This is a genomic window from Micrococcaceae bacterium Sec5.7, assembly GCA_039636785.1.
GTDB lineage: Bacteria > Actinomycetota > Actinomycetes > Actinomycetales > Micrococcaceae > Arthrobacter.
In genome coordinates this window covers 2,243,078-2,255,521 of the sequence record CP144169.1, presented here as the reverse complement: position 1 = coordinate 2,255,521, position 12,444 = coordinate 2,243,078, and the positions used below count along the sequence as shown (strand labels likewise).

The window sequence follows — 12,444 nt, the reverse complement described above, 5'->3', positions numbered from 1 at the left end:
CGACCGTGGAGGAACCATGACTCAGACTGCCCATGGCGTCGAATTCACCCAGCAGCCCTCGGCAACCCCGAAGTCAGCTGAAGAGCGTGCAGCCATCCTGGAGAACCCGGGCTTTGGCAACTACTTCACCGACCACACCGCCATCGTCGACTTCAGTGTCGATGAGAGCGGCCAGGGCGGCTGGCATGATGCACGCGTTGAAGCGTACGGCCCCATTTCACTGGATCCCTCGGCCGCCGTGCTGCACTACGGCCAGGAGATCTTTGAGGGCCTGAAGGCCTACCGGCACGCGGACGGCTCCATCTGGACCTTCCGCCCGGAAGCCAACGCTGCCCGCATGAACAAGTCCGCCCGGCGCCTGGCGCTTCCGGAAATCCCCGCCGAGTACTTCCTCGGGGCCATCCGCGAACTGGTGTCCGCGGACAAGGACTGGGTTCCGGCCGGCGACGGTGAGGCCCTGTATCTCCGCCCGTTCATGATCGCCACGGAGGCGTTCCTGGGGGTCCGTGCCGCCCGTGAGGTGTCCTTCCGGGTGATCGCCTCGCCGGCCGGCAACTACTTCGGGGGCGAGCTCAAGCCCGTGTCCATCTGGATCTCCCGCCAATACGCCCGCGCCGGCCGCGGCGGCACCGGTGCCGCCAAGTGCGGCGGCAACTACGCTGCGTCCCTGATCGCCCAGATGGAGGCCGAGGCCAACGGCTGCAAGCAGGTGCTCTTCCTGGACCAGTTCAACGACAACGCCGTGGAAGAACTCGGCGGCATGAATGTGTTCTTTGTGATGAAGGACGGCTCGCTGGTCACCCCGTCGCTCTCCGGCACCATCCTGGAAGGCGTCACGCGCTCCTCCGTCATGCAGGTGGCCAGGGACATGGGCCGTGGGGTCACCGAGCGCAAGATCACCCTGGATGAATGGCGCGACGGCGTTGCCTCCGGCGAGATTGCGGAGGTCTTTGCCTGCGGTACCGCCGCCGTCATCACCCCCATCGGCGTCCTCAAGGACACCACGGAGTTCATCGGTTCCGAGGATGCGAAGGCCGGCGAAACCACCATGGCCATCCGTGAGCGGCTGCTCGGCATCCAGACCGGCACCGTTCCGGACACGCATGGCTGGCTGACCCGCCTGGCGTAATTCTGAATTCAGCCCGCGTTAAGCACGACGGCGGGTGGCCGGCAACTCTCATTGCCGGCCACCCGCCGTCGTACTTTAAGCTAAAGCAAAGTATCCGGCTGCGCGGAGGTTTTCTCTGAGTCACCGCGGCCTCTTGAAGACGGTCAGGTGCCTGAGTATGGTACTGACATCCGAGGAACCTGACCGCCATCTTCGCCCAAGGAGACGTCATGATGTTAATGCAGAAGTTAGCGGCCGTAATCGGGGCAAGTGCATTGAGTTTGACTTGGTCCGGCCTCGCACCTGCGACGGAAGTGGCATCAGCGGTGACCACGAGCACGGACGGCACCCAGGCTGCAACAGTCCATGGGTGGGGGCCTGTAATTGCCGGGGACGAGTTCTCCTACACTGGAGCCCCCGATCCCACGAAATGGAAGGTCTACAACGGACCCGGACACGCGGGCCATGGGATCCGCAGCCCACAGGCCTGGAACGTAGCCAACGGTGCCGCAACAGTCAGGGGCGACTCAGCAGGCACCACCGGCGGAATGTCAGCCAGATTCGCCCAGCGACAGTATGGCCGCTGGGAAACCCGTATGAGGACAAGCCCGCGGGATCCGAAATACCACCCTGTCGTGATCCTCTGGCCGAATAACAACACGTCGCCGAACTGCGCCGAAGTCGATTACGCGGAGGGCAGCGGGGATACCACAAAGATGAAATTCCACCTCCACTACGCGTGCACCGGCGCTAACTTCCAGACCACGGCGGCACGGACGATCGACGCCACGCAATGGCACAACTACGCGGTGCAATGGACGCCGGCCGGGATCACCGGCTACATCGACGGCACCACATGGTTCACGGACACGAACCCGGCACATCTTCCCCAGGTGGGGATGCACCAGACGCTGCAGCTGGACTGGTTCCCGAACGGGACCGCCACCGTACCGTCGCAGATGCAAATTGACTGGGTGCGTGTCTACAACTGACGCTCCGGCCACCACTCTTGGTCCTCAGCGCTTGGCGGCTTTGCGTGCAGCGTTCTTGAGCGCTTTCCGGGACACCGGCTTGAGCGCCTTGCGGGCCGCCTCTTCCTCGATGGCGCGGTTGCGCCGGGCATCGATCAGATCGTTCCACAGGGCCGTGGCGAAGTTTCCGCCGTCCTGGCCGTACACGTCGTAGGGGTAGTCCGAGAACACGGCAGCGGGAGTGCCGGACGGCAGCCCGGCGCCGGATTTGAGCGCGTAGGCGTCGCCCAGCGTCCAGGTGTCCGTCAGATGGCGGGTCAGTTTTTCCTGGACAAAAACGCTCGAATCCGGGGCTGCGGCTGCTGCTTCAAGCAATGCTGCCAGCCGCACGGACAGGAGCGCCGAAGCGGCATCCGCAACAGATTCACCGGAGCCTGCGGCTGCAATATCCAGCTGTGTACCGAGTTCCTTCACACCGGTATCCCACTCAACGGTTTCGCGGTTCTTGTGCCAGGTGGGGAACCAAACCACGGCACCCGTGGCGTGGTTGTGGACGTGCAGGAGACCGTTGCCTTGGTCTGCCGTGGCATGGTCGTGGCCGGCGGCGTCTGCCTCGTGCAGGAGTTGCTGCAGGGTGATGGTGTTCGGCGCTTCAGTCATGGGTGGGGTCCTGTCGTGTGGATCTGGTCGGTGGCCGTTATGTCCCATCAACCGCGCGAGGGCCGCTGCTTATTCCGCCTGCGGGGATCCGGCTGCGGGTGCGAAGATTGTCCGGTGAGTACTCCAGCCGGCCCCGCCATTCTCCGCAGCTCATCCCTGACCCGGTACCGGCTCGCCCCGAACCCCGGGCCCATGAGCCTGGACGGAACCAATTCGTACCTCATTGGTGTGCCGGACGCGGCTGGCCGGGGCCGCTGCGTCGTGGTGGATCCGGGGCCGCCGGACGAGCAGCATCTGCAGGAGCTTGCCGCTGCCGGAACCGTGGAGCTGATTCTCATCACCCACCGGCACGCGGACCACACGGCCGGGTCCGCCCGGCTCCACGAGATCACGGGCGCCCCCGTCCGGGCAGCAGACCCGCGGCACTGCCATGGCGGACCGGCGCTGGAGGGCGACGAGACCATCCACGCCGCCGGCGTGCAGATCCGCGTCATCGCCACCCCGGGCCACACCTCCGATTCGGTGTGTTTCCACCTGCCGGAGGACGGCGCTGACCGCTCCGGTACCCCGGCCGGCTCTGTCCTGACGGGGGACACAATTCTGGGCCGCGGCACCACCATGCTGGACTTCCCCGACGGGAAGCTGGGGGACTACCTTGCCTCGCTGGACCTGCTCGAACGGCTGGGCGGAGCCACCGTCCTTCCCGCGCACGGGGCCGTGCGCCCGCATCTGGACGCCGTGGCCCGCGCCTACCGGGCCCACCGCCGGGACCGGCTGGCCCAGATCCGTGCAGCGCTGCGTACTCTGGGCCGGGACGCCGGTGTGCAGGAGGTAGCGGACGCCGTGTATGCAGATGTCGATCCGGCCGTGCGGCGTGCAGCGGAAATTTCGGTGGCGGCGCAGCTGGAGTACCTGCGGACGGAATATGACCGCCGCTGACCTCCCACGGCTGCAGGCGCCACGGCCGGAGACTGTAGGCTTGGAACCATGCGTATCGCCCGGTTTGTAGTCGATTCTGATCCCCTCTATGGCATTGTTGAAGGCGAGCCAGGCAGCGAGGAAATCACTGTCATCAACGGTGACCCGTTCTTCCACGGCGTGGAGCGCACCGCCGTCCGGCACAAGCTGGAGGACGTGCGGCTGCTGGCCCCCATCATTCCGCGCAGCAAGGTGATCGGGGTGGGCCGCAACTTCGTGGAGCACGCCCACGAGCTCGGCAACGAGGTTCCGCCGCAGCCGCTGCTGTTCCTGAAGCCGAACACGTCAGTCATTGGCCCCAACGATCCGATCATCCTGCCGGAGTTCTCCGAGGAAGTCTCCTACGAAGCCGAACTGTGCGTCGTCATTGGCCGCATCTGCAAGGACGTCCCGGAGGAGCGCGTTGACGAGGTCATCTTCGGCTACACCTGCGGCAACGACCTCACGGCCCGCGACGTCCAGCAGACCGACCTCCAGTGGGCCCGTGCCAAGGGCTTTGACACCTCGGCGCCGCTCGGGCCGTGGATCGAGACCGAGCTGGACCCGGACGACCTGTACATCAAGGGCTGGCTGAACGGCGAGCTCCGCCAGGACGGCAGCACCAACCAGATGGTGCGCGGCGTCCGCGAACTCGTCTCCATCGTTTCCCGTGCCTTCACCCTCCTGCCCGGCGATGTCATCATGACGGGTACCCCGGCCGGCGTCGACGTCGTCCAGGCGGGGGACCGCTACGAGATCGAGGTCGAGGGCATCGGCCGTCTGTCCAACCCGGTAGTCCGCCGCTAGGCTGCGGTCCACGCCGCCTGCCGCACGCTGAAATCCATATGCCTTTGATTTTTCGGCGGGCGGCAGGCGGTAAAGTTGGAGCCACTATGACTATTGCTTCTGAGCCGCTTGCTGCCTCCAACGCTGCCATTCCTGCCGTCACTGCCGATACGCCGGTCCGGGTGCGTTTCTGCCCGTCGCCCACGGGTACGCCGCACGTCGGCTTGATCCGCACCGCCCTCTTCAACTGGGCGTACGCACGCCACACCGGCGGCAAGCTGATCTTCCGCATTGAGGACACGGACGCGGAACGTGACAGCGAGGAGAGCTACCACCAGCTGCTGGACGCGCTGAAGTGGCTCGGCATCGACTGGGACGAAGGCGTGGAGGTGGGCGGCCCGCACGAGCCGTACCGCCAGTCGCAGCGCGGCGAGCTTTACCAGGACGTCATCGCCAGGCTCAAGGCCGGCGGCCACGTCTACGAGTCCTACTCCAGGCCGGACGAGATCGAGGCGCGCCACAAGGCAGCAGGCAGGGACCCAAAGCTGGGTTACGACGGTTTTGACCGCCACCTCACGGAGGAGCAGCTTGCCCAGTTCAAGGCCGAAGGCCGCGCCGCGGTGCTGCGCCTGCGGATGCCGGACGAGGACCTGACCTTCAAGGATCTGGTCCGCGGCGAGATCACCTTCAAGGCAGGCTCTGTTCCGGACTTTGCCGTGGTCCGCGCAAACGGTGCCCCGCTCTACACGCTTGTGAACCCCGTGGACGACGCGCTGATGGGCATTACCCATGTGCTGCGCGGCGAGGACCTGCTCAGTTCCACGCCCCGCCAGATTGCGCTGTACCGTGCCCTCCATGCGGTGGGCGTTGCCGAGTACATGCCCGAGTTCGGCCACCTGCCGTACGTGATGGGCCAGGGAAACAAGAAGCTGTCCAAGCGCGATCCCGAGTCCAGCCTGTTCCTGCACCGGGAGCGCGGCTTCATCCCCGAAGGCCTGCTGAACTACCTGTCCCTGCTGGGCTGGTCACTGAGCGCCGACGAGGACATTTTCACGGTGGCGCAGCTCGTGGAGCACTTCGATATCCACGACGTCCTGGGCAATCCGGCACGCTTCGACATCAAGAAGGCCGAGGCCATCAACGGCACGCACGTCCGCCTGCTGGCCCCGGAGGACTTCCGCGAGCGGCTGGTGCCGTACCTGCGCGCCGCGGAGCTGGTGGGGGAGATCCTCACTGACCGCCAGGAGGAAATCCTCACGGAGGCCGCGCCGCTGGTACAGGAACGCATCACGCTGCTGGGCGAAGCACCCGAAATGCTCGCGTTCCTGTTCAAGAACGACGGCGCCATCGATGTTGCCGACGATGCCCGCAAGGGACTGCCGGAGAACCTCACTGAAGTGCTGGACGCCGCACTGGCTGCGCTGGAACCTGTTGGGGACTGGGCCCCGGAGAACATCCAGACAGCCCTGAAGCAGGCCCTCGTGGAGGACCTCGGCATCAAGCCGCGGCTCGCGTTCGGGCCGGTCCGCACGGCAATTTCCGGCCGCCGGATCTCCCCGCCGCTGTTCGAATCCATGGTGATCCTGGGCAAGGAATCCTCGCTGCACCGCCTCCGCGCTTTCCGCGGCTGATGGAACGGCCGGCAGAACCGAAGGACGTCCCGGGCAGTCGCACGGTCCGCGGTGTCCTGTTCGACATTGACGACACCCTGGTGGACCTCGAGTACGCCATGACCACGGCGCTCCGGGATGTGAGCGAACACCTCCTGCCCGGCCTTGACCCGGCCGGGTGGGAGAAGTTCGGCCGGATCTTCACGCACGAGACCACCCACTACTACGACCGCTATATTGCCGGTGAGCTGACGTTCAATGAGCAGCGGCTGCTCCGCGGACGTGCGGCGCTGGGGCATTTTGGTGTCGACCTCGGCGACGGGGAGGATGCACACGGCTGGCTGACCTCGTATGCCCGCCTGCAGCCCAGCTACGTCCGGGCGTTCGACGACGTCGCCCCGCTGCTGGATGCCCTCGACGCCGCGGGTCTTCCCTACGGCGCCGTCAGCAACAATGTCCATGACTACCAGCGGGTGAAGCTGGACAGCGCCGGTCTGGGGAGGATCAGCCGCCTTGTGGGCACGGATACCGTGGGCGTTCCCAAACCCGATCCCGCTATTTATCTGGAGGGCGTCCGGCTGCTCGGCACCAGCGCCGCGGACACGCTGTTTGTCGGCGACAATAGGATGCTTGACGCGGAAGGCTCGACGGCGGCGGGGCTGCTGGGAGTCTGGCTCAACCGTGCGGGGGAGACCGTCCCGGGCTTTGACGGGCCCGAGATCGGCTCCCTGACGCAGCTGCTTGCCTGGCTGCCGGCGTCGGCTTAGACGCCTTCTGCGGCCGGACGCTTCCGGCGCAGCGCCATGAAGGCGCCCACTGATCCGAGTCCAAGCACACCCACCAGCCCCATCGCGGCTCCGGCGTCGCTCTTGCCCAGCATATTCGCCGGGGACACTGCTGAGGCGCTGGAAAATAGCGTGTCCGTGCCGTCTGCTATCCGGGAGTTTCCGTCGGCCAGTTTGTCAGCGCCCGTGGCCAGCCGAGCCGACCCTGAAGCCAGTTTGGTGTTGCCCGCGGAGAGGTCCGATGCGCCGGCAGCCAACGTCTGTGTACCCGTGAGCAGCCCGGGATTGGCAGGATCGGAGGGATCGCCCTTGATTCCTGCGTTGAGGGTCAGCGTCCCCGCCGCCAGCCGGGAGCTTCCCTCGGTCATGCTTGCGGTGGCCGCCACCAGGCCCGGATGCTCAGGGTCTCCCGGAACGCCGTCCATCCCCACCCGGATCTTGGATGTACCGGCGGCCAGGAGCTGTGTGCCAAGGACCACGCCGGGGGTGTTCGGATCCTGGCTGTTGAGTTTTTCACCCAGAGTGGCGAATCCTGCAGTCAGTTTGGCGGTGCCGTCAGCAAGCCGGCCCGTGCCGTTCTGCAGCTGGGCGGCGCCGGTGTGCAGCTGTTCCGCACCCGTCTGAAGGCGCCCGGTACCCGCCTGCAGCTGGCCCGCACCCGCCTGGAGCTGGCCGGCCCCGGCATCAAGATCGTGTGCCCCCTTGTTCAGCGCATTGATCTTGTCCTTGAGCACGCCAAGGGGGATCAGCCCGCCCGCTCCGCTGGCCGCATCCGCGAGAGCCTGCAGGCCCTGCGCCAGTGCGGCTGTGCCGGTACCCGCCGCCGGGTCATTGTTGGCTCCCTGGTATCCCTTGAGCCTGTCTGTTCCGGATGCCAGGGCTGTGGCTCCCGTGTTCAATCGGGCGGCTCCGTTATCCAGCTGGGCAGCACCCGCATTCAGCTGGCCCGCTCCCGAGTTGAGCTGGGTGGCACCTGCATTGAGCTGTGTGGCGCCGTCGGCCAGGTTGTTCTCTGCGTTTCCGGATGCCGTGGGTGTCAGGGCTGCGGACAACTGCACGGCGCCGGCGGCAAGCTTCTGCGCGCCGTCGTCCACCTGGTAGACGCCCGGAGCGAGCTTGTTGTTGACGTCTGTCTCGATCTTGACCGCTCCGGTGGAGAGCTTGTCGGCGCCGGCCTGCAGCTTGTCCGCACCAGGGGCGAGCTTGTTGCTGATGCCAGCGAAGACCTTCTTGGCGCCCTCGGAGAGCTTTCCGGCGCCGGCGTCGGCTGCGACCGCCCCGGTGGCTAGCCTCCCTGCACCGTCCTTGAGCTGGTCCGCACCGGCGGACGCCTGGCCGGCGCCTTCGTTAAGACGGGCGGAGCCGTCGACGATCCGCCCGGTGACCAGGGTGTAAAACGCGAGCAGCGCTATGAGCAGCAGGGCCAGCACTGCGATGGCTATCTGCTGGGGCCTCGTTCTGTTCTTGATGGCTACGGCGGCACGACTCTGTGTCACAGATGGATCCTCTCGACGACCTCCCAGGCAGCGGTTCCGATGCCTGGCCCCTGGCATGTGATGCAGCTAACATCCGAAACCGGCCGTGCAGCTGCCCCTGAACCATTGGGGAATTGTTGTTACTGATTGGTAACTTACCGAGAGTAAACTTATCCGGACCGGATTGGCAAGGGTTTCCCAGGTTTTCGTGCCGTCGCCCCATCCGACCGAGGGGTACGCGCGCTGCCCGGAGCGTCACCGGTGCCGATTTGTGCCAGTCAGAACTCTCGGGTAAAGTAATTACTCGTGCTGAGGCGCTCGGAGAGCGGGTTTTGACCCGGGGATCCGGCCCGAAAGTTTCATTGGGATATGGTGTAATTGGCAACACTACGGTTTCTGGTACCGTCATTCTAGGTTCGAGTCCTGGTATCCCAGCTCTGAGAAATCCGCGGATTCCGCTGAATCTCAGGCGTTTCAGATTGGCTTTGCGAGTTTGAAACACTTGCTGAGTGTGTGAAATAATCACTTAGCTTGATCGGCAGTGATGTCGGTTGGAGAGTACGCGGCCCCATCGTATAGCGGCCTAGTACGCTGCCCTCTCACGGCGGTAACGCGGGTTCGAATCCCGCTGGGGTCACCAAAGTGCATGGGAAATACCCCGGTCTTCAGATCGGGGTATTTCTTTTGCCCATTTTTCAGGTGTCCCACCAGATGAACCGTGATCGACTCCTGCGACACCGCGTCCATTCGATGAGGGGCCCGGTCGACTCAAAGCTGTAGCTTTCGGTGAAAATTTTTGCCTGGAAGCTCCCGGCAATAGACTAAGCGGTGGGCTCGGCCTGACCGGATAGAGGTGTAACTAGGGGATATCTTGATTGGTTTTGAGTCCAGTCGAGCACGGTGCAAGTGCGCGCTTGGACTCGCATTGCAAGAAGTGCCGCCGCTCCTGGAAGATGACATGAGCCAGAAGGCGCCCCAGGCGATAAATGTGCCGAGAACGTCTCGGAAGCTTGAGCCTGGTTTGGCCTGTGACTGACTGTTTTGGATCTGGCGAAGAAACCGTCAGGCCGCAATATGGCACGCACAACTACGATTAGTGTCCGGCCGATTTTTCCGAAGCGACGGACTATCTTATTTTAAGCCTAGTTTCAGAAGGGCAGAGGGCGTTATTAAAATGAATCTTCACTCGCGCAAATTGTCGGACAAAGAGATGTTGGATCTCGCAATGGGAGAGCTTGACCGCGCCCATGCAGACATTTCTCGGCTTCTGCGGCTACACAAGTCCAACGTTTCTGCCATGTCGAGCCTTCTGGAAAATATCAATCGCGAGTCTGGGAGCGACAGGCCGCATTCCCTCGAAGGGCTCGTTGTCCAATTGACATCCCGTTTCGGCGGACTGAATTCGATCACGCACTACTTGGCGGAAAAGAAATACGACAACGCATTCGTTTGGGCCAGTGCAATCCGGAACAGACTTTCGAAGGATGTCGGTTTCGTGCGTGCCCTAAGGGACCTTCAGATCAAACGCGGTGAGGTTAGCGACGCCCTACTTCTTACACACGAGGTGGCTCGTCAGGACCCCAGGATCAACGCTGCAGGAATCAGGAAACTTGAGGGGCGTTTTCGGGAGATGTCAGGCTGGACACCCAAAATTCCTGGTCTGAAGGTTCCGATTGACAATCCGGTGCAGGGCCGTATCTTGCATCTGGTGAAAGAAAGCCGTCCCTACCTTTCAAACGGATTTACTTCGCGCAGTCAACGCAACTTCGTGGCTGAGGCGCAGTCAGGCTTGGATCCCGTCGTAGTCACGGAACCGGGATTCCCGCGAGGTCTTGTTGGGAAATCGTTTCCCCGGACCGAACAGGTGGACGGAATTCCCCACGTTCGGCTCGACGTCGGCGATATCGACTACGCCGGCATGCCAGTTGACGATTTCCTTCAAATGTTTGCTCAGCTGGCCTACGAAGAGGTTGTGAAGCATCGCCCGGCTGCCATACACGCCAGTTCAGGCCGGAGGGGCTACGAGACCGCCCTCGTGGGGTTGGCCTTGCAGGAGAAGACTGGGCTTCCGTTCGTATATGAGGTCCGGTCATTCTTTGAAGCGAACTGGACAAGTGACGTCGAGTGGGAATCCACTGGAGAGACCTTTTCCCGGAGGATGTGGGTCGAAGAGATGTGCATGAACCGCGCAGACCGGGTGCTCACCATCGGGCAGGCGATGAAAGATGAGCTCATCTCAAGGGGGATCCCGGCCGACAAGATCGGAATTATTCCCAATGCCGTGGACACTATTGCATTCACTCCACGGGATCGGTCCCAGGCGCTGGCGTCCAAACACGGCTTGCAGGATTTTCCGACTTTTGGGTATGTGTCGAATATGGATCACTATCGTGAGTCGCAGGAAACCCTGATCGAAGCCTGCAAAATTCTAAAGGACGCGGGATCGCAGGCCCGATGCGTCCTTGTTGGTAGTGGTCCGCGGAAGGACGCCCTTGTCGCGATGGCGGCTGGTCTCGGCATCTCCGACCGCGTGGTCTTCACCGGCTCAGTCGACCATAACGACATCCCGGACTATTACTCATTGATTGACATATTCGTAGTGCCACGGATTCCTGAACGGGCCGCAACCTATGTGACTCCGCTCAAGCCATTCGAAGCGATGGCTCTTCGGAAACCGATCGTGGTAAGTGACCTGCCTGCGCTTACCGAAATCGTAGCCCCGCCTGAGCGCGGCACGACGTTTCCCGCCGGCGACGCAGGCGCTCTGGCTTCGCTACTGATGCGGCTTTTCGATGACCCGGAGGAATGCATGCGGATGGCCTCGGCCGGACTTGATTGGGTCACCACATCCCGAACCTGGGGCAGTAACGGTGAACGGTATGTTGAAGAATTCGGAAAATTGTTCGAAGAGGATGCAACGAAGTGAAAATCGAGTACCGTTCCTTTAAGGCAAGCCCGCAGTCACCGGCCACGGAATTGCTGGCGGCCTACTCGGCCCTGGCCGGCGGTGAAAGCCGCCCCCATCTCCTCGGTTACACGCCTGTCGCCCGTATGAATCCGTACCAGTCGCTGCTATACCGGAGTTTTCCTGAGAGCGGCATAGCCGTGGCACCAATCTTGAAACCGGACCAGTTTCGTGGCCTCCTGGATTTTCAGAAAATGGCGGAGACCACGTCGCTCCACTTGCACTGGAACTCGTGGATGACGTTTGGTGAACCGGATGAAAGCCGCGCCCGTCTGCTGGGTATCGGCATGGCCGGACGATTGGAGCAACTGCGGAACAAGGGTGTAAACGTCGTATGGACAGTCCACAACGTATACCCGCATGATGCTGTGCATATTGACCTTGAACTTGAGATCCAGCAACTTGTCGCCGACGCAGCCAATGTTGTCCACGTGATGTCCAAGAGCACCATCGGTGCCATGGAGGGATACGTCAACCTGGACCCAAACAAAGTGGTTGTGGCGCCCCACCCGAGCTACAAGGGTGCCTACGTGGATGTCGTAACACGGGAAGAGGCCCGTGCAATGTTGGGATTGGGCCCGGACGAAGTGGTCTTCCTTCTCTTCGGAGCGCTCAAAACATATAAAGGGCTGGACCGCCTGCTGAACGCAGTAGATGCGCTGTCTCGGCAATCGCCGGACCTCCGTTTCCGAGTGCTGGTAGCTGGCGGGGCAGACGGGACCCGGGAAGTAGCGGAATTTGTGAACCGTGCTCTTGTTCACCCGCACGTACTAGTCGAAAGCAATAAAATCCCGAGCGATAAGGCGCAATACTTTCTTCGGGCCGCTGATATTGGACTCGTAAACTACGAGCGGACGCTCAACAGCGGGGCCGCTCTACTCTTTGGCACATTCGACTTGCCCGTCGTTGCCGCCGATACTCCAACATTCCGCGAGGGCCTCGACGAGAGATCGACCGCGTTCGTGGAAGACAGCTCGCCGGAAGCCTTTGCGCGGGCGATGGCTACGGCCGCTCATCTGGTGGGGGACTACTCGGTGAAGGAATCCCTAGCCGCACATATGGCGCGATTCAATCCAGACGACGTCAGCCGCGATTTCGCCGCACGCCTGCTGACCCGGCTGGAGTAG

10 protein-coding genes and 2 tRNA genes are annotated in these 12,444 nt (G+C 63.0%); 10 read left to right on the top strand and 2 right to left on the bottom strand.

Annotated elements, in window-relative coordinates:
• Nucleotides 1–16 precede the first annotated feature (16 nt).
• Nucleotides 17–1,129 carry a branched-chain amino acid aminotransferase gene (locus V3C33_10790; GenBank protein ID XAS66002.1) on the top strand — a complete coding sequence of 371 codons (1,113 nt, stop codon included), beginning with the start codon at nucleotides 17–19 and terminating at the stop codon, nucleotides 1,127–1,129.
• Between the two features lie 305 nt (nucleotides 1,130–1,434).
• On the top strand, nucleotides 1,435–2,100 hold the full coding sequence (locus V3C33_10785; protein ID XAS66001.1) for a glycoside hydrolase family 16 protein: 666 nt from the start codon (nucleotides 1,435–1,437) through the stop codon (nucleotides 2,098–2,100).
• Between the two features lie 24 nt (nucleotides 2,101–2,124).
• On the opposite strand, the gene V3C33_10780 is transcribed toward V3C33_10785, so the two are convergent.
• Nucleotides 2,125–2,739, bottom strand: a complete 615-nt coding sequence (locus V3C33_10780) for a hypothetical protein (protein XAS66000.1) — start codon at nucleotides 2,737–2,739, stop codon at nucleotides 2,125–2,127.
• Between the two features lie 114 nt (nucleotides 2,740–2,853).
• On the opposite strand from V3C33_10780, the gene V3C33_10775 reads away from it, so the two are divergent.
• The 4 genes from V3C33_10775 to V3C33_10760 all read left to right on the top strand — a co-directional run bounded on the left by V3C33_10775 (nucleotide 2,854) and on the right by V3C33_10760 (nucleotide 6,859).
• A complete protein-coding gene (locus tag V3C33_10775) occupies nucleotides 2,854–3,678 on the top strand; it encodes an MBL fold metallo-hydrolase (GenBank protein ID XAS65999.1) in 825 nt (274 codons plus the stop codon).
• Between the two features lie 48 nt (nucleotides 3,679–3,726).
• On the top strand, nucleotides 3,727–4,503 hold the full coding sequence (locus V3C33_10770) for a fumarylacetoacetate hydrolase family protein (protein XAS65998.1): 777 nt from the start codon (nucleotides 3,727–3,729) through the stop codon (nucleotides 4,501–4,503).
• Between the two features lie 86 nt (nucleotides 4,504–4,589).
• Complete coding sequence (gene gltX, locus V3C33_10765) at nucleotides 4,590–6,113, top strand: glutamate--tRNA ligase (GenBank protein ID XAS65997.1); 1,524 nt, start codon at nucleotides 4,590–4,592, stop codon at nucleotides 6,111–6,113.
• The gene (locus V3C33_10760) at nucleotides 6,113–6,859 is read left to right on the top strand and encodes an HAD family hydrolase (protein XAS65996.1); all 747 of its coding nucleotides are present in this window, start codon (nucleotides 6,113–6,115) and stop codon (nucleotides 6,857–6,859) included. Before gltX ends, V3C33_10760 begins: the two co-directional genes overlap by 1 nt.
• On the opposite strand, the gene V3C33_10755 is transcribed toward V3C33_10760, so the two are convergent.
• Complete coding sequence (locus tag V3C33_10755; protein ID XAS65995.1) at nucleotides 6,856–8,373, bottom strand: hypothetical protein; 1,518 nt, start codon at nucleotides 8,371–8,373, stop codon at nucleotides 6,856–6,858. The two genes, V3C33_10760 and V3C33_10755, sit on opposite strands and share 4 nt — an antisense overlap.
• A 342-nt stretch (nucleotides 8,374–8,715) precedes the next feature.
• Here V3C33_10755 and V3C33_10750 point away from each other — a divergent pair.
• From V3C33_10750 to V3C33_10735, 4 genes are all read left to right on the top strand, one after another.
• Nucleotides 8,716–8,787: transfer RNA gene (locus V3C33_10750), tRNA-Gln, on the top strand.
• Nucleotides 8,788–8,916: 129 nt separating this feature from the next.
• A tRNA-Glu gene (locus V3C33_10745) sits at nucleotides 8,917–8,992 on the top strand.
• Nucleotides 8,993–9,526: 534 nt separating this feature from the next.
• Entirely contained in the window at nucleotides 9,527–11,278 is a 1,752-nt protein-coding gene (locus V3C33_10740) for a glycosyltransferase family 4 protein (protein XAS65994.1), read from the top strand.
• Nucleotides 11,275–12,444, top strand: coding sequence for a glycosyltransferase (locus tag V3C33_10735; protein XAS65993.1), 1,170 nt, complete (start codon nucleotides 11,275–11,277; stop codon nucleotides 12,442–12,444). Before V3C33_10740 ends, V3C33_10735 begins: the two co-directional genes overlap by 4 nt.